We start from the raw sequence: 21795 nt of genomic DNA, 5'->3' as shown, positions 1-21795 counted from the left end.
CGCCACCGGAAACTGTAACGGGGCGTTACAGTCAACCAAAAAAAAGCCATCACATATGTGATGGCAAACGATTCAAAAAAGGTAGTTTAATTTTTACTTAACCATGATGTTACTAGGAAGATTTCTTCGTTCCAAATTCTCAACTTTCAAAATTTCTTCAAAAACTTCTTTCATCGAAAACAATTCTGCCAAATCTCCGGCAATCTGCCTACCTCGAGAGAAATACTGTCTGCAATCAAAATAAATCTTCATATGAAGTAATCGTTCATCAAGGCTGGCATTTGTATTATCCAAAGCCGTACTAATATCTGCCCATTTAAAAAACTTTTTACGCGATTGACGCCCACTGGAAGAAACCACATTTTTGAAAAACAGCATGTTGGGAATATAGTATTTTTTCAGATCTAAGCTAACCAGGCATTTATTACTCAATTTCAAATGTTCTCTCACGATTGGATATACAAGATCAAGTTCCTGACATGCTTCGTGGAAAGACTGTGCCTCATCGATCAACTTTTCAAGATCAGCTAATTTTAATTCAATTTCTGTTTCTATATCTTCAATTCCCCTTACCCTTAAAAGCCTTTTATATTCCCAAAATTTTAAGTATTTATCCTTACCTGATTTTTGAGTATTCATATTATTCATATCAGCCATACTTCTAAAAACAAATCCAAACAAAAAAGGGGCCAACCGTAACTCTCCTAACACTCGATTGTAACCCCCCGTTCCAACTAACCTGACAACCCATTGTCACGAACAATATCAACCAACTTATTGAGATCCTCCTGATTCATTTTTTTCTGGATATAAACCAAAGAGGGTTGTGACTCATATACCCAAACAGATAGTGGTATTCTAGGAAGAATTTCTTGGTCAACTGCAGACTTCAACTTCGCTAACTGTTCTGGATCAAGCAGACTGTCACGTCGAATGTTCTTGATGGCTCTAGTCTCCATAACCGCTATATACAAATCATTCAGTAACTTCCTCATCATCCGACCGCCATTATACAATGTGTCATTACATTGTTTATTAGCCATCATGCCTTTGATATTGAGAGTCTTAACGGCACATACAAAACTATCGTAATCCCGCAACAATTTAACCAGTTTGAAACCATAAGCTCTTAAAGCATTCAATCTGATATGAACAGGGTTATTGTTCTGAATCAAGGTAATCTTCATGCCGGCAGCGGCCAAACTATCAATCTGAGCATGAACTTGTTTTTTTACAGTCTCAAAAAATTCCTCAATTTCGGACATCTGTTTTTCAATCTGCAATAACCGACTTTGGGCATAAGGATTATCGGACATAGCCATACCGAACAACTCGTTACTGAGTGTCAGACCATATCTGATACCTGGCCAACGTGGGCCGTTTTTCTTGTTGTTATTGCCTTCCCACATACGGATACCTTGCTTGGTATGCATAAAAAAACCATCATCACCGGAAGAGGTCAAGCTGCCAATATTTTTAAACCGGTCGTTCTCAGAAGAAAGAATTTCATACTCCCCCCAAACCAAGTGATGCTTTCGACCTGTCTCCTTTTGAAGATGTTGCTTGAGCAGCAATTCATGGGCTTTAAACTCTTCCCACTGTTGGAACTGTTCGTCATCCTCAGTCAACTTTTGATTGACCTTACCCCCCAAAGCCAAAGCAGCACGAGCCATATCGTAACCGTCGCTGAAAGGTGACTGTTTTGTCGTGACTTTGAGATCAAATTGCTGAGCGACGTGAATCGCACCAGGTTTGACAATATATCTCTGTTTCGCAAATTCCATTTTCAAATCCTATCAAGTTATCAGAAAGTTCTTGTAAAGCCCCTTTCAGCGCAGCATATTCTCAGGCGGCAAACACCATCGTCTTCCCGCTTCGCCGATGACTGGATCGACACGTTACAGTGGCCATGTTTGGATCCAGTTCTGTAACGCCCCGTTACAGCTTTTCAAATAAACATCATAAAATTGTCGTAAGACAAAAATAGATGAAATTTTATTTTATTGATTTATATATTATTAAACTTAAATATTACTTTTTAGCGTAAAACTTTCTCAAATTAGCGCGGGCAGCCTCAATATCCGAAGAATCCTTTTTTTGGATATTCTCTGAATTATTTTGGTTTTCAAGAGATACCCGTAATTTCTGAGCTTGCTCACGATTAAATTTAACCTGCGGTGCAACAATGGCAGTAAAGTTACCTTGCGAAGCAAGTTGGCAGAGTTTAGCTAAAAGGCCGAGTGGGCTAGTAACTTCCTTTTTCTGCCCCTCTATCTCATCCAAGATTTCCTGCTTCAAACCCCAGGAACTTTTTGAAAGATGTTTTGCAAAAATCAAATCTGCCTGTTGACGCATTTGCACGTTGAAGAGCCTTGGATAAATCAAATCAACATCAGCATCAACCACTACTACATGATCTTGTTTGGGAGAACATGACTTGTTGGGTTCAACAGTTATGTAGTTGTAGTTATAAACCCCTTTGTAATTTATATAATAAATAATCTGCCGATTCGACACTTCTGAACTTTCCCAATCGACGCTTGTGAATTTCCCACTATGACCTTTCTTAAAATTCCTATTCGACGCTTCCGAATATTCCCTTTCGACACTTCTGAATGTCATATTAGAAAATAGGGGATTATCACGTTCTAAATTGCCCTGAAACCCTTTATCCAATCCATTTGGCCCTTTCCGCCAATCACATTTGGCCCTTTCCGCCAAACTGAGAATTTCACGTTTTTTGGTGTTATATGGATTGAAGCCGTCGTCCTGTTTGCCAGCAAGAAGTTTTTTGATGGCTCTAACAATATCGTGACCATTTACCAGTGTAAAAATACGGCGACTGGCCAAGAAATTTTTCTCATAAATGAGATTCAAATTCTTCAACCTATTTCGAGCTGTTAATTGAGATTTATAAGAGAGAGAGGTTCGTTCTTCCCAATCAGCAGCAGTCAAAGTAGCAAAGGCGTGACGTTGTAAATGTGGGTGTTGAGAAACCAAACCAACAGCATCATTTAAAACACATGACAACAATACAGCCGAGTTAATACAGCCTGTAAGAGAAACAAGGTCACGGTGATAAGCAATTCTCTTAGAAAAGTGTTTTCTAAAATAGAGGGAACTTGTGTTTTGCAAATCAGCCAGCGTAAGTCCAAATTGATCGTCAGTACCACTAGATTTCGCGATCATCTCAGCCATGGTATCCAAGTTCACTTTGATGGCCAAAGCAGCACCCACACCTTTACGGCATGTTTGAATAAGGTTTGTATCAAGAAGCCTAATCTTACAAGTGCGTTGCTCTCTCACTGTCAGACCCGTTTCGGCTTCCATCTGAGCAATAGATTTAAAAATCCAACCATCCCGTTCGGCAACCTCTTTGCTCACTCTTGTCCAATAAATCAACTGCGAAAGCATGGCTGCAGCTTTCAGAGATCCTGTGATTTCAATCAAACAGCGATAGATGGCGACTCTTCGACTACCTTGCAAAGCTTGCCAGCATTGTGTCAGCTCAGAATTGAACACTTTCGGTGGGGGTAATTTTGTGGCGGTAACCATCACACACATCCGTTCAAATATTCAGAGGTAAGATCAGCAAGCATCTTTAAACTGTATCTACAACGACGCGCTGCCGGCATACCATCAACACAGCTCTCAATCAAACCAAAAGAGGTTAATTCGGCAATAGCTCTTTCCTGTTGTCGCCTAGACAACATAGTTGAATGAAAAACATGCTTTTCAGCTGCATGAGTCCAAGGCGACCAGTCACCACGCTTACTCAAATCTTGATATTCAGCCTCACTTTGAAGAAACGACAAATACAAGACGGACACAAAAGAAAGTCCTCTGTCGGCCAATGTCTTCAGATGAAGTTTATTAATCGAAATAGGGGGCGCAACCATATCAAGTACATCGGTTGATTCACTATGTTTGCGCACCAATTCCTCAAACAGTGCATCATTCAAAGTAAATTGGGATTCGGTTGGTGCTACAGTTCTCCGATTGAGTAAAACACCTTTCTGCAGAAGACTACTCCGAATATTTCGCCACTGTTTCGCGGTAATACCTGCTTCATTAAACAACAGATCATTATTCAAGCTTACCCATTCGCCTGGCAGACATTTCTCGACAAACCAACTCAAAAAATATCCCTCGGATACAGAACCGACCGCTTGAGCAAACTGACGCACATATGTGGCTGGCTCTTCCCACAAAGCAACCAAGCCTCGCATGAAGTCATTGGTTGACATGCTTTTAGCAGGTACAAAACCAGTCTCATAATCGTAGGAAGTAGAAAAATCCATATACATGCTCATGCTCCAAAAAACTTTTCATCGTTGATGATTGAATGTAACTGTGCAAGGCTATAGCCGGGGAATTCATCGATTAATTGCTGATAGCGAATAAAAATATCACTTTCTTTTTCTGACTTACTCCATGCCTTCAAAACTTTGAGTCTAACCTCAATAGACGGCATAACAATTCGCCCTTTAACGACAGGAGTATTCAACTCCAAACGCGCCTTTTTAATTTCTGCAGTAGAAATCAAGGAACATAAGTTCATGATCATTTGATTACTGGCCTTATGTTTCAACATCCATCGGAGCCGCTGCATTTGCTGGGAAAATCTTTGTTCGTGATTTTCCATTTCCGCAATTTTGTTTTGCAAAATTTTCAGATCAATAGAATAGGTCACGACATCGGGGCACATTGATGCCAATTTCTCAATTCGCTTTGGGTTCATCCGTTTGAGAGTATTCAAAACATCTTCATGTTCACGCGCGACCAAAGCATTGTAAGAGGCTTCGCGCGGCGTATTTGGCGCGGATGCCAATCTTGTCAGTGCAAGATTCGTATAAACCGGATCTGTATTGAACAGTCGATATACGGGGTTACTAATAAACGGCTTACGCATTACTCCTCACTCCCTCTATTTTTTAAATTGTTGTACTGTGTGCTCAAAGATAAAATTTCTACCACATTGGCGTGAAATTCATGCTCAGTATTTGTCTGCCAATTCAACACAGAGGCAATGATGTTCTCTTTGTTGCCAATGCCGCAGTTTGTATATTCGTCGTATTTGTCGGGATCTTCGTAGGCAATACGAAGTTTTGAATCATTTTTCAGCGAAAGCAGGGGATTAGAGCTATCGCCAACATCAAACATGAAGTTATCGATACCGCAAAGCTTCCACAGGAATGTAAAAACATTGCCGGCTTCCTCATGTAAAACATCAATAGCATAGATTGCATTTTCGGCACTGGATCCTGAAATATGCTCAAATGCTGGATACTCGACATACCAACCGTATGCGAAGTCTTTGTGGGTTTTAAAGCAATCAGACAGGTTCACTTTGGCCAACAACTTACGAACCGCAGAAAACAGTTTTTTGCTAGTTTGTTCCAAAGTAACCTGATGATTCTGAACATCCAGGGCATCGAACCCTGTCTGTTCAGTTCCTTTCGGCTCATTCCCTGCATCAGCCTCTAGGCTATCTTCTTTAGCTGGCACAGATTTAATAGATGAATCCTCTGACTCAGTGTTTTTTTCAGATGTTTCTTTTTGATGCAAATTGACATCTTGTTTGACAGCTGTTTCAGATTTGTTCTTATCAGATAAATTTTCTGTTTCAGGAAAGGCTTCAGCACCATATTCAAATTTGAATTTGGCGAGTACAAACTGACAAAGCTCATGTACGTCTAAGTCTGTTGCAGAATATTGGTTATGCCACTGTTCCAGCACATCTGACCATAAATATTGGAAAGAATCATCCAACTGAATTGATTTTGAAATTGAGAACAGGGTAGAGTGAAGCTTTTTTATTTCTTCTACTTTTGCATGGGAAAGCTTGAATGCGTATTCTTGCAGCTCCTGTAAATTATCAGAAGCAAAAAAGAACAGTCCTAGAGTTTTATGAGAAACTGTAAGGCCCTTATCAGAAAACATCACTTCCAGTTCGCGCAAAGAAAGTTTCCCTGAGTCAGATTCATCTTGGAAAATATCGCGAATTTCGGCGTATTTGCAGGCTTTATCCCAAAAACACATTTCAGCACGCAGTTCGTTTTCAACAAGGTGCGCAACCTGCAATGTAGTTTCGTCAGAGTAGGGGATGTAAATACACGGCATCATACGGAAGCGGTTATCGCCAGTTTCTTCCAAGAGTTCGCGCAAGATTTTGAGACGGGTATTACCACCCTGTGCCAGTACATATTTACTTTCACCAGGTCGCTGGGTAACGTGTACCGGTTGTTGAATACCTGAAGAACGAATGGACTCTTTGATGGCCTCATAGCTGGAAACATCATGTAAACGGCGTGGGTTTTTGTCAAAGAAATCGATCTCGCTGATTGGCAACGACATTAACATACCCTGAGAAGGAGTATCCTCGAGGCCAAAACTCATATTTGTCTGTGCAGGTGTACCGATGTGTAGGCTCAAAGCTGCTTTGGTCTGGTCCAGATTCATGACTGTACCTCCTCTTGCAGCAGGCTGGTCATGTCGTTGAAACAGCTTCCACGCAATTTTTTATTTTCGATACCAGGGAAAATCTCATAAACAATACGGTGCATGATTTCATAAGCAGACAGCATCTTTCCAAGCTGTTTACGCTCATGGCAATGAACAGGAACTCGTAACGTGGTAGCTTCCTTATATGCTTTGGCAGCAGGAACAGCTACGCTTAACAATTTACGTCTGTCGTCTAAGGTGTTGTTAAAGAAGTCTTTGATATGAGATGCGACGAATTTTGCATCATTGGTACGATCTTGTGCGTAGATGATGGCTCGTAATTGAGGCATTGGAATACGCATCGCTTCGCCTCTTTGCAGTCGCTTCAGAAGTTCTTGTGTACCTGTAAGGAACTCACGGGCACTCAGAACTTCAGGCATGATCGGGCAAAGCAAGCATGTAGCAGCGAAGGCAGCTGTATCCAAGAGAGGGCCGACTGCACCCTGAGTATCGATCAAAACAACATCGTAGTTATTCTGAATGTATTGGGAATACAGTTTACTTCTCAGTAAAAAGGCACGATCTGGACGAGAAGTTACTTCAGTCTCGACTAAAGCAGAAATGTTATTGGAAATAACGATGTCTAAATTCGGAAAAATGGTATTGGATATTGTTGAGCGGATGACTTCTTCAGTATTTTCGCCGAGAAGCAATTCGACAATACCATTTGGAGCGCGGTGGCTTATTGGGTAGTATTTAGACAGTGATGGCTGAACGTCGCAGTCGATCATTAGGACGCGGAGTCCAATATCAGCGAGAACGCCGGAGACATTAGCAATGAGTGTTGTTTTGCCTACGCCGCCTTTGGTAGCGGCCGCAGACAATATTACGGGTGCGGACATAATATTTCCTTGTATAATCAAGGAACAACGTCAGCGAGAAGAGGTGAATTAAGATGCGAAGAATATGCTTAAATCATCTTAAATAGGAAATTTAACATAATATAAATTATGCGAACCTGAACTAGCATGATGCAATAGTCTTTTCTACAAATTATGGCCATAACCAAGCCCATGCGCTTCGTCCTTCGCCTTGCAGCAAAACTAAAGTTCGGCAAGCTGAGGCTGTATTCATGCATTCGAGGCCGATTCCGTAGGCTGATAAGGCTGCAGCAATTTTGGGATGCAGAAATTGTTGTTTCGCTCCGGTACCGATAATGATGACTTCAGGACGGTTTTCTGCTGCCTCAATTGCTGATACAAAAATTTGTTCGTTTAATTCTTCGATGGTTGTTTGAGGAATGATGCTTACTTTGCCATCTTGCCAGCAAATGGGTTCTGAATATGTTTGTTCTCCGATTTGCAATATGCCTTGTGAGGATGAAAAAAATGATGTGGCTTCATCGATATGGTTTTCTGTAATTTTCATGGCAATTCCTGTTTTTATGGTAGAACGATTTTTCAGACGGCCTCTGGAAACTTGCAAAAAAAGGTGCAAAATCAAGCAATATCAGGTAGGATTCAACGTTTGACCTTGTGCATTGGTGCTTTGCTCTGAATTTACGATTGCAAGCGATTATAACAAGCCTTGGTTTTTCGTGATTATTTTAAAGTATCGGCTCAAAAGGAGACACAATGAAGCCAGTAAATATCGGTCTTTTAGGTTTGGGTACAGTCGGTGGCGGTACGGCTACTGTATTGCAGGATAATGCTGCGGAAATCAGCCGCCGTTTGGGACGTGAAGTCCGTATTTCTGCTGTTTGTGATTTGAGCGAAGAAAAAGCCAAACAAATTTGCCCGAATGCTGCTTTTATTAAAGATCCGTTTGAGCTGGTTCAACATCAAGATGTTGATGTTGTTGTTGAATTGTTTGGTGGCACCGGTATTGCCAAAGATGCGGTATTGAAAGCAATTGAAAACGGCAAACACATTGTTACTGCCAATAAAAAATTGCTGGCTGAATACGGCAATGAAATTTTTCCTTTGGCAGAAGAAAAAAATGTCATGGTACAGTTTGAAGCTGCTGTTGCCGGCGGTATCCCTATTATCAAGGCTTTGCGTGAAGGCTTGGCTGCGAACCAAATCCGCAGTATTGCGGGTATTATTAATGGTACCAGCAACTTCATTCTGACTGAGATGCGTGAAAAAGGCAGCGCGTTTGCAGACGTATTGAAAGAAGCTCAGGCTTTGGGCTATGCAGAAGCTGATCCTACTTTTGATATCGAAGGTCATGATGCCGGCCATAAAATCACCATCATGAGCGCATTGGCATTCGGTACGCCGATGAACTTTTCTGCCTGCTATTTGGAAGGCATCAGCAAACTCGACAGCCGCGATATCAAATACGCTGAAGAGCTTGGCTACCGTATCAAGTTGTTGGGGATTACCCGTAAAACCGACAAAGGCATCGAGTTGCGTGTACACCCTACTCTGATTCCTGAAAGCCGTCTGCTGGCTAACGTTAACGGCGTGATGAATGCTGTCCGCGTTAATGCCGATATGGTTGGTGAAACCTTGTATTATGGTGCGGGCGCCGGTGCATTGCCGACTGCTTCTGCCGTAGTTGCCGACATCATTGATATTGCCCGCCTGATTGAAGCGGAAACTGACCATCGTGTCCCTCACTTGGCATTCCAGCCTTCGCAAGTTCAAGCGCAAAATATTCTGCCTATGGATGAAATTACCAGCAGCTACTATCTGCGTGTTCAAGCAACTGACGAACCGGGCACTTTGGGTCAAATTGCCGCACTCTTGGCCAAAGAAAATGTTTCTATTGAGGCTCTGATTCAAAAAGGCGTGATTAATCAAAGTACTGCCGAAATTGTGATTCTGACCCACACCACAGTGGAACACAACGTCAACCGCGCTATCGCAGCGATTGAAGCTCTGAGCTGCGTGGATGCTCCGATCACCATGATCCGCATGGAAAGCCTGCATGACTGAGCAACAAACGGAAAGGCCGTCTGAAGAGCAACTGGCAGCCAGAAAAAAAGCCAAGGCAAAAATCCGTACCATCCGCATTTGGGCATGGATTATTTTGTCTTTGCTGGCTCTGACTGCCCTGCTCTCACAATGCGCCATGAACAAGCCGCAGATGAAACAAAATGTGGTGGAGTCTTGTGTGAAAAACATTCCTTTTGCTGAAAAATGGCAAGCTGATTTGAAGGCAAAAGGTTTGGATGCGCAAAACGAGAAATTAGCTCAAGACTATTGCGTCTGCATGTGGGATCAGCCTTTAAGCAAACTCTCTGACGAGCAAATTCGAAACTTCGGCAAAATCAGCCCTGAGGAGCAACTCAAACTCTTGGGTGGTGCGGAAGCTTTTGAGGCACGCGATAAGCAATGCGTGGCTGATTTAAAGGCTGAGTAAACCAATACCGATTTAAATCAAAGCCTACAAGGCCGTCTGAAATTCCAGACGGCCTTTCTTATATAAATTAAGTAGTAATAAGAATTGATTTCATTATATTTTAAGTTTAAGATAGCTTGGTTAATTGCTTTTCTATGGTTGTTGCCATGCGTTACCACTTTCCTATTGCCGTCGATATTTATGATTTTTTGTATACCGGCCGATTTGACTATCTGGAAATCGGACAATCGGCAGAGTCTATTTTGCAGATGTTTCCTGCACCTGATTGCGTCCCTAAAGGCTTGTTGGTGCAAAAAGGCTGGAATATTTGGCTTTATGGCGATATCGAACTGCATTTCTCCGACAATCGTTTGACACAGATTCGTGCTGATTTTCAGCCTGATGCTGCATTAAGCGGCGGCCGTTGGGTAAAGTTGAATCCGTGGTTTTTTGCAAATGGCTGCCTTGATGTATATGCCGTCATTCAACGCTTGGTACAACGCAATATCGATTTTATTAAAACGGAAACGCATACCAATTTGATTTTACAGCTGCAAAGCGGGGTCGAATTGATTTTTGAAAAATGTCGGGGCATGCAACTTGCCTCGTTCCGCAAACAAAAAGCTTCCCTACCCCATTGGGCACGTGAAACAGCTTCTTAAATAAAACAATACCGCCTGAAAACATTATTTCAGACGGCATTATCAATTACAAACCATTCAATAACTGTCGGATTTTGGTCATTGTCATAGAAACCTGTTCGTTACAGCCTTCATTCCCTTTTCCATTATCAAAACAATCAATGCTGCTGACGCTGCAAAAGTGGGCATAGGCCATTTTCAACTCCCTGGCCAAAACGGCTTCTGGCATACCGGTCATACCGAGTACATCTACGCCGTCGCGGCGATAACGGGCGATTTCGGCATGGGTCGGGCGGCGCGGGCCTTGCAAGCAGCCATAAACGGCGGCGTCGTAAATCGGCACATTGTGTGCTTTTGTGATGTTCAATAATTCTTGCCGCAACTCATTTCTATAAGGGTTGAAAAAATCAGTATGGACAACCGGGCATTCTTGGCCTTCAAAAAAAGTATCTTTACGGCCATAGGTATAGTCGATCAAATCGTCCGGCAACACCAAACTGCCGTTTTCAAAATCGGGATTGATACCGACGACTGAAGAAATGGCAATGATGTTTTCAACGCATAAAGAATGTAACGCCCAGATATTGGCGCGGTAGTTGATTTCATGCGGCGCGATGGTATGGCTGAAGCCGTGTCGTGCAAGGAAAACAATATCCAAGCGCCCCAATCTGCCGAATAAAATAGGGCTGCTGGTTAAGCCGTATGGAGTGCGTACAATTTTTCGTTCAGTAATTTCAAGTTCCGGCAGTTTGGTCAAACCGCTGCCGCCGATAATGGCTAACATATAGACTTCCTTTGTTATCAATGGCCGTCTGAAACTTGGATTTCAGACGGCCTTAATATTATCGATTATTTATGTTTGTAGAAATGGCTGCCGAAATAGGCAGATGCGCCTTCACGCAATAAAACCAATGTTACGGCGGCAAGCGGCAGACCAGCAAGCATACCGACAAACCCCATCAGTTGTCCGAAAGCCATCAATGAGAAAATCACCCAGAACGGAGACAAACCAATGCGGTCGCCAACGATTTTAGGCGTAATGAAAAAGCTTTCCAAGAATTGTCCGACACCGAATACAGCCCAGACCATCAACAAACCCTGCCATGAGCCATATTGTAAAAGCGCGGCAACTGTTGCCAGTAAAAGGCCGGTAAATGCACCCAAATACGGAATAAATACCAAAATACCGGCAATCATACCGATGGCAAAGCCGGAATCCAAACCGACCAGCATCAAGCCCAATCCATAAACCAAGCCCATAATCATCATGACCATCAGCTGTCCGCGCAGAAATTCGCCCAAGATTTCGTCCATATTGCTGCTGATACGCGTGTAGGTCTCGATAAAACGGCGTGGAACCAATTTGCTGATTCCGGAAGACCAACGTTTCCAGTCCAACAAAAAGTAATACAACAGCAAAGGCAGCAACACCAAATTGCTGACGCCGCTGATTACGTTGCCGCTCTGGCGCATCAAGGTAGGAATCCATGCTTTGAGCGTATTGCTCAACTCATCCGTATGCGACTGCAACCATGCGATGATTGATTCTTGATCAATTTGAATATAATCCCCGCTGACGCTGTTGAGCCACGGCAGCAGTTTGTTTTGAACAAAGCCCACGATTTGCGGCAGGCGTTCGGCCAGATTGTTAAACTGGTTCAACAACATAGGCACGATAATCAACGCCAACGACAGCAACACTAGCAAGGCAAACGTCATAATAATCATAGAGGCCGGTGCGCGGCGGATACGCTTTAATTGCAGCCACTCGACCAAGGGATTCAAAACATAGGCCAAAACGGCGGCCACGATAAACGGCGTCAAAACATCGCCTAAGGCATATAAAAGCCAAATAAAGGCTGCGATAACGCAAGCCATAATAATCCACGGTTTTGCGCCGCGCGCTTTCTTTTGATACATAAAAAGGTGTTCCCCAGTTGATGCTTAAGGTCTTCAAAATAAATAAGCAGTATAACAGATTCACAAAGGCCGTCTGAACGCGTGACGGCTATTAAGATAAAATAAAATTGTTGACAATAATGCCAAAAAATTCAGCCTGAATCCTCCAATTTAAGATAAAATACGCTCCGACAATCTACCCATACCCGAATAAGGAAATCCAATGAGCACTTCTTTGAGCTATCGTGACGCAGGCGTGGATATCGACGCAGGCGATCAACTGGTCGAAAACATCAAACCTTTTGCCAAGCGTACTATGCGCCCTGAAGTGTTGGGTGATTTGGGCGGTTTCGGCGCTTTGGTCGAAATCGGCAAAAAATACAAAAATCCGGTATTGGTTTCCGGTACGGACGGCGTCGGCACCAAGCTGAAACTGGCTTTCGACTGGGACAAACACGATACCGTCGGCATCGATTTGGTTGCCATGAGCGTCAACGATATTTTGGTTCAAGGTGCAGAACCTTTGTTCTTCTTGGATTATTTCGCTTGCGGCAAGCTGGACGTTGCCCGCGCGACTGATGTGATTAAAGGCATTGCCCAAGGCTGCGAAGAATCCGGTTGCGCTTTGATTGGCGGTGAAACTGCCGAAATGCCGGGCATGTATCCCGAAGGCGAATACGACTTGGCCGGTTTTGCCGTCGGCGTGGTTGAAAAAGAACGCGTGATTAACGGCCGCAGCATTCAGGCCGGAGACGTTGTTTTGGGCTTGGCTTCCAACGGCGCACACTCCAACGGCTACTCTTTGGTACGCAAAATCATCGAGCGCGACAATCCCGATTTGGACGCGAAATTCGACAACGGCAAAACCTTGCGTGAAGCCATCATCGCCCCTACCCGCCTGTATGTGAAACCTATCCTTGCCGCTTTGGAAAAATTTACCATTAAAGGCATGGCCCATATTACCGGCGGCGGCATTACCGAAAACGTACCTCGCGTTTTGCCTGAAAATACCGTTGCACAAATCGATGCCAAAGCGTGGGAATTGCCTAAACTGTTCCAATGGCTGCAAAAAGCAGGCAATGTGGAAACCCAAGAAATGTACCGTACATTCAACTGCGGTATCGGCATGGTCGTTATCATTGCCAAAGAAGATGCCGATGCAGTACAAGCATTCTTGAGCGAACAAGGCGAAACCGTTTACCGCTTGGGCGCAGTTCGTGAGCGCAACGGCGACGAACATCAAACCCAAGTGGCTTGATTGAGTTGAAATTAAAAAAGTGCGGATGATGAATCCGCACTTTTTATTGTTTATGGTCTAGGAAAATCTTCGTCCTAGCCTGCTTCTTCCATAAAGCCGGCCAATTGAGCCGTATCGTGGGCAATCATCAGCTCTTCATTGGTTGGAACGACCAAAACAGCCGGAGAGGAATCAGTCGGGCTGATAATGCCTGAATTGCCGTAGCGTTTTTCCATATTGGCTTTGGTGTCGATGTGCAGACCCAAGAAATCAAGATAGGAAACGGTTTTGGCACGGATGTTACGCGAGTTTTCGCCGATACCGCCGGTGAACACGAGCGCATCTACTCCGCCACAAGCCACAGCCATCGAAGCAATATATTTGGCAAGGCGGTAAGTCATTACTTCCAGAGCCAAACGTGCGCCTTCATGGCCTTCGTCCGCCGCGATTTCCAAAGAACGGCAGTCGTTGGAGAGTTCGGAAATACCGAGCAATCCTGACTTTTTGTTCAGCATTTCATCGACTTGGGCAACATCCAAACCGGCATGTGAAGTCAGATAGCTGTATACGCCCGGATCGATGTCGCCGCAACGGGTACCCATCACCAAGCCTTCAATCGGCGTGAAGCCCATACTGGTGTCAACGGATTTCCCGTTTTTAATGGCGGTAATGGATGCGCCGTTGCCTAAGTGAGCAATAATCATACGGATGTCTTCCAACGGCTTGCCCAAAATCCGTGCGGCTTCAGGGGCAACGTAACGCATACTGGTACCGTGGAAACCGTAGCGGCGGAAAGCGTATTTTTTACGCAATTCGCGCGGAACGGCATAAGTGTAGGCACGCTCCGGCATGGTTTGGTGGAACGAAGTATCCATCACGCCGACATTGGGCAGGCCCGGGAAATGCTCTTGTGCAGCCAAAATGCCGTTGATATTGGCAGGGTTGTGCAGCGGAGCGAGCGGAATGCAGGCATTGAGTTCGTCCATTACTGCTTGGTCGATCAAAACAGATTCGCTGTATTTTTCGCCGCCGTGCGCGATGCGGTGACCGATGGCTTTAATGCGGTCGTGTAGGCCGTGTTTTTCAAGCTCTTTCAACAGCATACCCACCGCACCGGCGTGACAGTTGCGCCCTGCCAAGGGAGCTTGGCATTTTTTACCGTCTTTGCTGAACGTAATGACTGCTTCGGGCGTACCCAAACGTTCGCCGAGACAGCTTAAGAGAACTTTGCCGTTTTTACGGTTGATAACGGCACCTTTGAGTGAAGAGCTGCCGCAGTTCAGAACAAGAATGAGTTGGTTGGACATGGTGTTTCTCCTTTGAATTTTTGATTGTTTTTTTGGCTTCAGGCCGTCTGAAAAGAGCAAGAACATTTGAGAGCTTTCCAGATTGCCTTTGGTTTGGTGTTTAGTCAGGCTTTATGCCCAACCATAATCTCCATTGCAGGTATCGCTACCTGACTAAAATTTGCTTATTTGGTTTTCAGACGGCCTTGTTTAGTGGAGTGGCCGTCTGAAAACTTAAAAGCAATCTTCCGGCACTCGGACTTGTCCTTCCATAATCACGCGTGCGCTACGGCTCATGACCGCTTTGGTGGCCGTCCATTGTCCGTCCTGACATTCGGCGGCTGCACCGACACGCAGTGTGCCTGACGGATGGCCGAAACGGACTTCTTTACGCGCTCCGCCTCCGGCTGCAAGGTTGACCAGCGTTCCCGGCACGGCGGCGGCGGTAGCGATGGCGACTGAAGCGGTACCCATCATGGCATGGTGCAATTTACCCATGCTCAGCGCGCGTACCAATAAGTCGATGTCGGCAGCTTTGACGGTTTTGCCGCTTGAAGCGGTGTAATCGGCCGCAGGGGCGACAAAAGCGACTTTCGGAGTATGGGCGCGGGTGGCGGCTTCGGATACATCGCTGATCAAGCCCATTTTCAGCGCACCATATGCGCGGATGGTTTCAAATTTTTCCAGAGCCGCGGCGTCGTTGTTGATGTCGTCTTGCAACTCTTTGCCTGTGTAGCCCAAATCTGCGGCATTCAGGAAAATGGTTGGAATGCCGGCATTGATAAGCGTGGCTTTCAGACGGCCTATATTCGGCACATCAATTTCATCGACTAAATTGCCGGTTGGGAACATACTGCCTTCGCCGTCGGCCGGATCAAGAAATTCGATTTGTACTTCGGCTGCCGGAAACGTTACGCCGTCAAGCTCAAAATCGCCTGTTTCCAAAACTGCGCCGTTTTGCATCGGCACATGGGCAATAATGGTTTTGCCGATGTTTTTCTGCCAAATTTTGACGGTACACAGGCCGTCTGAAGGGATTTTGGATTTATCGACCAAACCTTGTTCGATGGCAAATGCGCCCACGGCGGCGGTCAGATTACCGCAGTTGCCGCTCCAATCGACAAAAGGTTTGTCGATGGAAACTTGTCCGAACAAGTAATCGACATCGTGATCGGCGCGTTCGGATTTATCCAAAATCACGGCTTTACTGGTGGACGAACTGGCATTACCCAAACCATCAATCTGTTTGCCGTAAGGGTCGGGACTGCCGAGTACGCGCAAGAGGATTTTGTCGCGTGCCTCGCCTGCTTCCTGCGCAGCAGCCGGCAGATCGGTACGTTTGAAGAAAATGCCTTTGGATGTACCGCCGCGGTAGTAAACGGCTGGAATTTTAATTTGCGGCATTTCGAGTTCTCCTTTGTATTTCTAGTATGGTTTTTTCAGACGGCCTCTCAAACATTCGAGGCCGTCTGAAAACCTTTTTGAGCGTAGCCTGGGTATTTTGACTTACGCTGCATTTCCTTCTAAAAAGTCTTGTGCGAAACGTTGCAATACGCCACCGGCTTCATATACCAACACTTCTTCTGCGGTATCGAGGCGGCAGGTAACCGGAACTTCGACAGTTTCGCCGTTTTTACGGTGAATCACGAGTGTCAGGTCGCAGCGCGGCGTGCGTTCGCCGACAACGTCGTAGGTTTCCGTACCGTCCAGTTGCAGGGTGTGGCGGTTGGTACCCGGTTTGAACTGCAGCGGCAACACGCCCATACCGATCAAGTTGGTGCGGTGGATACGCTCGAAGCCTTCGGCAACAATCGCTTCCACGCCGGCTAGGCGTACGCCTTTTGCAGCCCAGTCGCGGCTTGAGCCTTGACCGTAGTCCGCGCCGGCAATGATGATGAGCGGTTGTTTACGGTTCATATAGGTTTCGATGGCTTCCCACATACGCATCACTTGACCTTCAGGTTCAACGCGTGCCAGCGAACCTTGGCGTACGCTGCCGTCTTCGTTTCTCACCATTTCGTTAAACAGTTTCGGATTGGCGAAGGTTGCGCGTTGGGCGGTCAAGTGGTCGCCGCGGTGGGTTGCGTAAGAGTTGAAGTCTTCTTCAGGCAAACCCATTTTTGCCAAATATTCGCCTGCGGCACTGCTGGACAAAATCGCATTGGACGGTGAGAGATGGTCGGTGGTGATGTTGTCGGGCAAAATCGCCAGCGGACGCATACCGCTCAATGTGCGTTCCCCTGCCAATGCGCCTTCCCAGTAAGGCGGGCGGCGGATATAGGTGGACATTGGACGCCAGTCGTACAACGGGCTTGGTGCTTTTTGTGCTGTGCCGGTGTCGAACATTGGAATATAAACGTCGCGGAATTGTTGCGGTTTCACATATTCGGCAACGATGGCATCGATTTCTTCGTCGGTAGGCCAGATGTCTTTCAGGCGGATTTCGCGGCCGTCTGCAACACCGAGTACGTCGTTTTCAATATCGAAACGGATGCTGCCTGCCAGCGCGTAGGCAACGACCAACGGAGGCGAAGCGAGGAAAGCTTGTTTCGCATACGGATGGATACGGCCGTCAAAGTTGCGGTTGCCGGACAGTACGGCGGTAGCGTACAAATCGCGGTCAATGATTTCTTTTTGGATTTTCGGATCCAGCGCGCCGCTCATGCCGTTACAGGTGGTACATGCGAAGGCAACGATACCGAAGCCGAGTTTTTCCATTTCAGGCAACAGGCCTGCTTCTTTCAAATAGATTTCGGCTACTTTTGAACCCGGGGCAAATGAAGATTTCACCCAAGGTTTGCGTTTCAAGCCAAGACGGTTGGCATTGCGTGCCAACAGCGCGGCGGCGACAACGTTGCGCGGATTGGAAGTATTGGTACATGAAGTAATTGCGGCAATAACCACTGCACCGTCAGGCATTTGGCCGTCTGAAGGCTCTTCGTAAGGTTTAGCCAAGCCTTTGCTGGCCAAATCGGCGGTCGCAAAACGGGCATGCGGGTTACTTGGGCCTGCCATGTTGCGCGTTACGCTGCTCAAATCAAATTTCAATACGCGAGGATAAACGGCGGTTTTCAAGGCATCTGCCCACAAGCCTGCGGTTTTGGCGTAGGTTTCCACCAATTTCACTTGCGCGTCGTCGCGACCAGTCAGTTTCAAATAATCAATGGTTTGCTCATCAATAGCGAACATCGCGGCAGTCGCGCCGAACTCAGGGGTCATGTTGGAAATGGTGGCACGGTCGCCGATAGACAGGCTTCTTGCGCCCTCGCCGAAGAATTCGACAAATGCGCCAACCACGCGCTCTTTACGCAAGAATTCAGTCAGTGCCAACACGATATCGGTGGCAGTAATGCCCGGCTGGCGTTTTCCGGTCAGATCAACGCCGACGATATCAGGCAGACGCATCATGGAGGCACGACCCAACATTACGGTTTCGGCTTCCAAACCGCCCACGCCTACGGAAATCACGCCCAATGAATCGACGTGCGGCGTATGTGAGTCAGTACCGACGCAGGTATCAGGGAATGCCACGCCGTTTTTGACTTGGACAACCGGAGACATTTTTTCCAAGTTGATTTGGTGCATAATGCCGTTGCCCGCCGGAATCACGTCCACATTTTCAAAGGCGGTTTTTGTCCAGTTGATGAAGTGGAAACGGTCTTCGTTACGTCTGTCTTCGATTTCGCGGTTTTTGCGGAAGGCATCGGGATCGTAACCGCCGCATTCAACGGCCAAAGAGTGGTCGACGATGAGCTGGGTTTGCACCACAGGATTCACTTTGGAAGGATCGCCGCCTTTTTCGGCAATCGCATCGCGCAGGCCTGCCAAATCCACCAACGCTGTCTGACCCAGAATATCGTGACACACCACGCGCGCCGGATACCAAGGGAAGTCGATTTCCTGTTTTCCCTCAATCAGCTGGCCCAGCCAGCTTTGCAGCGTAGGCAGGTCGACTTTGTCTGCGCGGTTGACCAAGTTCTCAGCCAAGATGCGGCTTGTATAAGGCAGCTTGTCGTAAGAGCCTGGTTTGATGTCTTCACACGCCTGACGCGCGTCGTAATATTCCAAATCCGTACCGGGCAAAGCTTTGCGGTAACGTTGGTTGGCAGTCATGTCGGTTCTCCTAAATCTATTCTTTTTTTGGTTTTGGAGTTTCAGACGGCCTGTTGATTCGGACCTTCAGGCCGTCTGAAACCATAAATTCTGTTTTATTGCTTGTTGTCTGAAATCTATTCGCGGTATGAAAAAAAATTGCTGCTCCGCTACCATCATTCCCGTATAGACGGAAATCCAAACTAAATCTTTCAGCACTCTTTATAGCAGAACATTTCAACTTTTGAATTTCTGCCTGTATGGGAATGACGACAGCAGAGCAGCATGTTTTCCAAACGGCCGGCTCTCTCTCTCGCATACTGCACTAGGCCGTCGAAAAACGAAAACTTAATTTATTCATTGTTTTCAAACGGCATTTCGAGATGGGGCGGGCAGGCGGCCCACCCTGCTGTGATGTGTATCAGCGGTTTTCAATCTCCACGAATGCCAAATCTTCAGGGCCTGTGTAGTTTGCGCTCGGACGGATGATTTTGCCGTCTTTGCGTTGCTCGAGAACGTGTGCGCTCCAACCGGTTGTACGGGAAATCACGAACAGCGGTGTGAACATAGCGGTCGGTACGCCCAATTTTTGGTAGGAAACGGCGGAGAACCAGTCTAGATTCGGGAACATTTTTTTCTCTTCCCACATCACGCTCTCCAAGCGTTCGGCAATGTCAAAGAGGCGCATATCGCCGGTTTCTTTGCTCAAACCGCGTGCCACTTCTTTAATGACAACGTTGCGAGGGTCGGAAATGGTGTACACCGGATGACCGAAACCGATCACGATTTCTTTGCGACCGATGCGTTCGCGGATGTCGGCTTCGGCTTCGTCGGCATTGCGGTAGCGTTTTTGAATATCGTAAGCCACCTCGTTCGCACCACCGTGTTTCGGACCTTTCAACGCGCCGATTGCACCGGTGATACAGGAATACATATCCGAACCCGTACCGGCAATCACGCGGGCGGTGAAGGTGGAGGCGTTGAACTCATGCTCCGCATACAGAATCAGTGAAACGTGCATGGCTTTAATGTGTGATTCGCTTGGACGTTTGCCGTGCAACAGGTGCAGGAAATGGCCGCCGATGGTGTCTTCGTCGCTTTCAACTTCAATGCGTTTGCCGTTGTGCGAATATTGATACCAATACAACAAGATGCTGCCGAGGCTGGCGATCAGTTTGTCGGCGATGTCGCGCGCTTCGCTTTCCGGATGGCTTTCACGTTCAGGATGAACGCAGCCCAGCATGGATACGCCGGTACGCATCACGTCCATCGGATGGGTATGTGCAGGCAGGCTTTCCAAAACTTTAATCACACGGATAGGCAGGCCGCGCATGGATTTGAGCTTGGTTTTATAAGCGGCCAGCTCGAATTTATTGGGCAGATGGCCGTGAATCAGCAGGTGGGCGACTTCTTCAAACTCGCATTTTTGTGCCAAATCCAAGATGTCGTAACCGCGATAGCTCAAATCGTTGCCGGTACGGCCAACGGTACACAATTCGGTATTACCGGCCGCAACGCCGGAAAGCGCAACGGATTTTTTAGGTTTGAAAGTCGGGGTTTGCGTAGTTGCAGTCATGGTATTTCTCCTTTGTATTTTTATGGGGTTTTATTTTTTCAGACGGCCGATGCGGATTTGCTGAAAGGTCGTCTGAAAGCGGTAAATCATTTTTGAAACAATTTATCCAGTTTTTGCTCGAAGGCATGATAGTTCAGATACTCGTACAGCTCGGCACGGGTTTGCATACTGTCAACCACCGCCGCCTGAGTGCCATCGCGCATAATCGCTTCATAAACATTCAAAGCGGCTTTGCTTGCGGCGCGGAATGATGACAGCGGATACAGCACCAGCGACACGCCGTTTTCAGCCAGCTCGCTTTGGGTATAAAGCGGTGTAGCACCAAACTCGGTAATGTTGGCCAATACAGGGACTTTCACCGCGTCCGCAAATTGGCGGTACATGTTCAAATCGGTCATGGCTTCAGGGAAAATCATGTCCGCACCGGCTTCCACGCAAGCTTGGGCGCGTTCGATGGCGGCATCCAAACCTTCCACCGCCAGCGCATCGGTACGCGCCATAATCACGAAGTTCTCATCCACGCGCGCATCGACGGCAGCTTTGATACGGTCGACCATTTCATCTTTAGAAACAATGGCTTTGTTCGGACGGTGGCCGCAGCGTTTTTGCGCTACCTGATCTTCGATGTGAACCGCTGCAACACCGGCGCGTTCAAAGTTGCGAATCGTACGAGCGATATTGAACGCTCCGCCCCAACCCACATCGATGTCCACCAGCAAAGGCGTATCCACGTTATCCGTAATGCGTCGCGCGTCGATCAGCACATCTTCCATTGTGGTAATGCCCAAATCAGGGATACCGCAAGAGCAGGCTGCCACGCCGCCGCCGGACAGATAAATCGCCTTGAAACCGCTTTGGGTGGCCAATCGCGCAAAATAAGCATTGACGCAACCGACGACGGCAAGAGGATTCGATTCTTTCACGGCTTGACGGAAACGCGCTCCGGCAGAGTGTTGGCTCATCATATTTCTCCTTTATAGACTTTTATCAGTATCAATCGGACGGCTCGGTTTTCTCCAAACCAGAAACGAACCGTTTAAAAAGAAACAATCGTTTCAAAAACTGTTTTCAGACGGCCTGTAAAATTTCCATTATCAACCATCTAAAAATTTAAAATTAATAAAAACAAATAGTTATCAAAACTATTGAATACAATAAGGCTGAAGCGGAGGTATTTGTTTTTTAAATATTATTAATCAGTATATGAATGCAACAGGGGAAAGAAGTTTTAAAACCCGAAGTGTTTGTGGGAATGCGGAAACTAGATTCGGG

The 21795-nt window shown here is 46.3% G+C and carries 19 protein-coding genes; 4 read left to right on the top strand and 15 right to left on the bottom strand.

Annotated elements, in window-relative coordinates; all coding sequences use genetic code 11:
* Positions 1-93: 93 nt before the first annotated feature.
* The 8 genes from HMPREF3022_RS02425 to HMPREF3022_RS02390 form a co-directional block, all read right to left on the bottom strand.
* Positions 94-639: a hypothetical protein gene (locus HMPREF3022_RS02425; RefSeq protein WP_283119030.1), complete on the bottom strand. Its 546-nt coding sequence runs from the start codon at positions 637-639 to the stop codon at positions 94-96.
* Positions 640-734: 95 nt separating this feature from the next.
* The gene (locus HMPREF3022_RS02420) at positions 735-1784 is read right to left on the bottom strand and encodes an AcaB family transcriptional regulator (protein WP_070765087.1); all 1050 of its coding nucleotides are present in this window, start codon (positions 1782-1784) and stop codon (positions 735-737) included.
* Between the two features lie 247 nt (positions 1785-2031).
* Positions 2032-3555, bottom strand: coding sequence for a hypothetical protein (locus tag HMPREF3022_RS02415; RefSeq protein ID WP_070765086.1), 1524 nt, complete (start codon positions 3553-3555; stop codon positions 2032-2034).
* The gene (locus HMPREF3022_RS02410) at positions 3555-4301 is read right to left on the bottom strand and encodes a hypothetical protein (protein ID WP_283119029.1); all 747 of its coding nucleotides are present in this window, start codon (positions 4299-4301) and stop codon (positions 3555-3557) included. Before HMPREF3022_RS02410 ends, HMPREF3022_RS02415 begins: the two co-directional genes overlap by 1 nt.
* An 8-nt stretch (positions 4302-4309) precedes the next feature.
* Positions 4310-4912 (bottom strand): STY4526/YPO1902 family pathogenicity island replication protein, encoded by a 603-nt coding sequence (locus HMPREF3022_RS02405; RefSeq protein WP_083315820.1) that lies wholly within the window; start codon positions 4910-4912, stop codon positions 4310-4312.
* Positions 4912-6462 carry a ParB family protein gene (locus tag HMPREF3022_RS02400; protein WP_070765084.1) on the bottom strand — a complete coding sequence of 517 codons (1551 nt, stop codon included), beginning with the start codon at positions 6460-6462 and terminating at the stop codon, positions 4912-4914. The genes HMPREF3022_RS02405 and HMPREF3022_RS02400 overlap by 1 nt, the downstream gene beginning before the upstream one ends.
* Entirely contained in the window at positions 6459-7346 is an 888-nt protein-coding gene (locus HMPREF3022_RS02395) for a ParA family protein (RefSeq protein WP_070765083.1), read from the bottom strand. Before HMPREF3022_RS02395 ends, HMPREF3022_RS02400 begins: the two co-directional genes overlap by 4 nt.
* 151 nt (positions 7347-7497) lie before the next feature.
* Complete coding sequence (locus tag HMPREF3022_RS02390; RefSeq protein WP_070765082.1) at positions 7498-7872, bottom strand: Mth938-like domain-containing protein; 375 nt, start codon at positions 7870-7872, stop codon at positions 7498-7500.
* 206 nt (positions 7873-8078) lie between these two features.
* On the opposite strand from HMPREF3022_RS02390, the gene HMPREF3022_RS02385 reads away from it, so the two are divergent.
* The 3 genes from HMPREF3022_RS02385 (at position 8079) to HMPREF3022_RS02375 (ending at position 10454) form a co-directional block, all read left to right on the top strand.
* Positions 8079-9386 (top strand): homoserine dehydrogenase, encoded by a 1308-nt coding sequence (locus tag HMPREF3022_RS02385; RefSeq protein ID WP_070765081.1) that lies wholly within the window; start codon positions 8079-8081, stop codon positions 9384-9386.
* A complete protein-coding gene (locus HMPREF3022_RS02380) occupies positions 9379-9813 on the top strand; it encodes a hypothetical protein (protein WP_049322347.1) in 435 nt (144 codons plus the stop codon). The genes HMPREF3022_RS02385 and HMPREF3022_RS02380 overlap by 8 nt, the downstream gene beginning before the upstream one ends.
* Positions 9814-9959: 146 nt before the next feature.
* The gene (locus HMPREF3022_RS02375) at positions 9960-10454 is read left to right on the top strand and encodes a hypothetical protein (RefSeq protein WP_049328665.1); all 495 of its coding nucleotides are present in this window, start codon (positions 9960-9962) and stop codon (positions 10452-10454) included.
* A gap of 46 nt (positions 10455-10500) precedes the next feature.
* Here the strand turns inward: HMPREF3022_RS02375 and HMPREF3022_RS02370 are convergent, their stop codons facing one another.
* Positions 10501-11217, bottom strand: a complete 717-nt coding sequence (locus HMPREF3022_RS02370; protein ID WP_070765080.1) for an S-methyl-5'-thioinosine phosphorylase — start codon at positions 11215-11217, stop codon at positions 10501-10503.
* A gap of 65 nt (positions 11218-11282) precedes the next feature.
* A complete protein-coding gene (locus HMPREF3022_RS02365) occupies positions 11283-12353 on the bottom strand; it encodes an AI-2E family transporter (protein ID WP_049330888.1) in 1071 nt (356 codons plus the stop codon).
* Between the two features lie 202 nt (positions 12354-12555).
* Here HMPREF3022_RS02365 and purM point away from each other — a divergent pair, with 202 nt between their 5' ends.
* Complete coding sequence (purM, locus tag HMPREF3022_RS02360) at positions 12556-13590, top strand: phosphoribosylformylglycinamidine cyclo-ligase (RefSeq protein ID WP_049330887.1); 1035 nt, start codon at positions 12556-12558, stop codon at positions 13588-13590.
* Between the two features lie 74 nt (positions 13591-13664).
* On the opposite strand, the gene HMPREF3022_RS02355 is transcribed toward purM, so the two are convergent.
* The 5 genes from HMPREF3022_RS02355 to prpB form a co-directional block, all read right to left on the bottom strand.
* Positions 13665-14876, bottom strand: coding sequence for an acetate kinase (locus HMPREF3022_RS02355; protein ID WP_049330885.1), 1212 nt, complete (start codon positions 14874-14876; stop codon positions 13665-13667).
* Between the two features lie 213 nt (positions 14877-15089).
* Entirely contained in the window at positions 15090-16259 is a 1170-nt protein-coding gene (prpF, locus tag HMPREF3022_RS02350; RefSeq protein ID WP_049330884.1) for a 2-methylaconitate cis-trans isomerase PrpF, read from the bottom strand.
* Positions 16260-16361: 102 nt separating this feature from the next.
* Positions 16362-18968 carry a Fe/S-dependent 2-methylisocitrate dehydratase AcnD gene (gene acnD, locus HMPREF3022_RS02345; protein ID WP_070765079.1) on the bottom strand — a complete coding sequence of 869 codons (2607 nt, stop codon included), beginning with the start codon at positions 18966-18968 and terminating at the stop codon, positions 16362-16364.
* 400 nt (positions 18969-19368) lie between these two features.
* Positions 19369-20523 carry a bifunctional 2-methylcitrate synthase/citrate synthase gene (gene prpC, locus HMPREF3022_RS02335; RefSeq protein ID WP_070765077.1) on the bottom strand — a complete coding sequence of 385 codons (1155 nt, stop codon included), beginning with the start codon at positions 20521-20523 and terminating at the stop codon, positions 19369-19371.
* An 86-nt stretch (positions 20524-20609) separates the two neighbouring features.
* Positions 20610-21485, bottom strand: a complete 876-nt coding sequence (gene prpB, locus HMPREF3022_RS02330; RefSeq protein WP_070765076.1) for a methylisocitrate lyase — start codon at positions 21483-21485, stop codon at positions 20610-20612.
* Between the last annotated feature and the right edge of the window lie 310 nt (positions 21486-21795).

The sequence above is a fragment of the Neisseria sp. HMSC065C04 genome (genome assembly GCF_001815375.1).
Classification (GTDB): Bacteria; Pseudomonadota; Gammaproteobacteria; order Burkholderiales; family Neisseriaceae; genus Neisseria; species Neisseria flavescens_D.
The sequence above is the reverse complement of the archived record's forward strand: the minus strand, read 5'-3'. Positions and strand labels throughout refer to the sequence as shown.

Coding starts and splice junctions, on each gene's coding strand:
- HMPREF3022_RS02425 (WP_283119030.1), bottom strand. CDS start 639: ATGAATACTCAAAAATCAGGTAAGGATAAATACTTAAAATTTTGGGAA.
- HMPREF3022_RS02420 (WP_070765087.1), bottom strand. CDS start 1,784: ATGGAATTTGCGAAACAGAGATATATTGTCAAACCTGGTGCGATTCAC.
- HMPREF3022_RS02415 (WP_070765086.1), bottom strand. CDS start 3,555: ATGGTTACCGCCACAAAATTACCCCCACCGAAAGTGTTCAATTCTGAG.
- HMPREF3022_RS02410 (WP_283119029.1), bottom strand. CDS start 4,301: ATGGATTTTTCTACTTCCTACGATTATGAGACTGGTTTTGTACCTGCT.
- HMPREF3022_RS02405 (WP_083315820.1), bottom strand. CDS start 4,912: ATGCGTAAGCCGTTTATTAGTAACCCCGTATATCGACTGTTCAATACA.
- HMPREF3022_RS02400 (WP_070765084.1), bottom strand. CDS start 6,462: ATGAATCTGGACCAGACCAAAGCAGCTTTGAGCCTACACATCGGTACA.
- HMPREF3022_RS02395 (WP_070765083.1), bottom strand. CDS start 7,346: ATGTCCGCACCCGTAATATTGTCTGCGGCCGCTACCAAAGGCGGCGTA.
- HMPREF3022_RS02390 (WP_070765082.1), bottom strand. CDS start 7,872: ATGAAAATTACAGAAAACCATATCGATGAAGCCACATCATTTTTTTCA.
- HMPREF3022_RS02385 (WP_070765081.1), top strand. CDS start 8,079: ATGAAGCCAGTAAATATCGGTCTTTTAGGTTTGGGTACAGTCGGTGGC.
- HMPREF3022_RS02380 (WP_049322347.1), top strand. CDS start 9,379: ATGACTGAGCAACAAACGGAAAGGCCGTCTGAAGAGCAACTGGCAGCC.
- HMPREF3022_RS02375 (WP_049328665.1), top strand. CDS start 9,960: ATGCGTTACCACTTTCCTATTGCCGTCGATATTTATGATTTTTTGTAT.
- HMPREF3022_RS02370 (WP_070765080.1), bottom strand. CDS start 11,217: ATGTTAGCCATTATCGGCGGCAGCGGTTTGACCAAACTGCCGGAACTT.
- HMPREF3022_RS02365 (WP_049330888.1), bottom strand. CDS start 12,353: ATGTATCAAAAGAAAGCGCGCGGCGCAAAACCGTGGATTATTATGGCT.
- purM (WP_049330887.1), top strand. CDS start 12,556: ATGAGCACTTCTTTGAGCTATCGTGACGCAGGCGTGGATATCGACGCA.
- HMPREF3022_RS02355 (WP_049330885.1), bottom strand. CDS start 14,876: ATGTCCAACCAACTCATTCTTGTTCTGAACTGCGGCAGCTCTTCACTC.
- prpF (WP_049330884.1), bottom strand. CDS start 16,259: ATGCCGCAAATTAAAATTCCAGCCGTTTACTACCGCGGCGGTACATCC.
- acnD (WP_070765079.1), bottom strand. CDS start 18,968: ATGACTGCCAACCAACGTTACCGCAAAGCTTTGCCCGGTACGGATTTG.
- prpC (WP_070765077.1), bottom strand. CDS start 20,523: ATGACTGCAACTACGCAAACCCCGACTTTCAAACCTAAAAAATCCGTT.
- prpB (WP_070765076.1), bottom strand. CDS start 21,485: ATGAGCCAACACTCTGCCGGAGCGCGTTTCCGTCAAGCCGTGAAAGAA.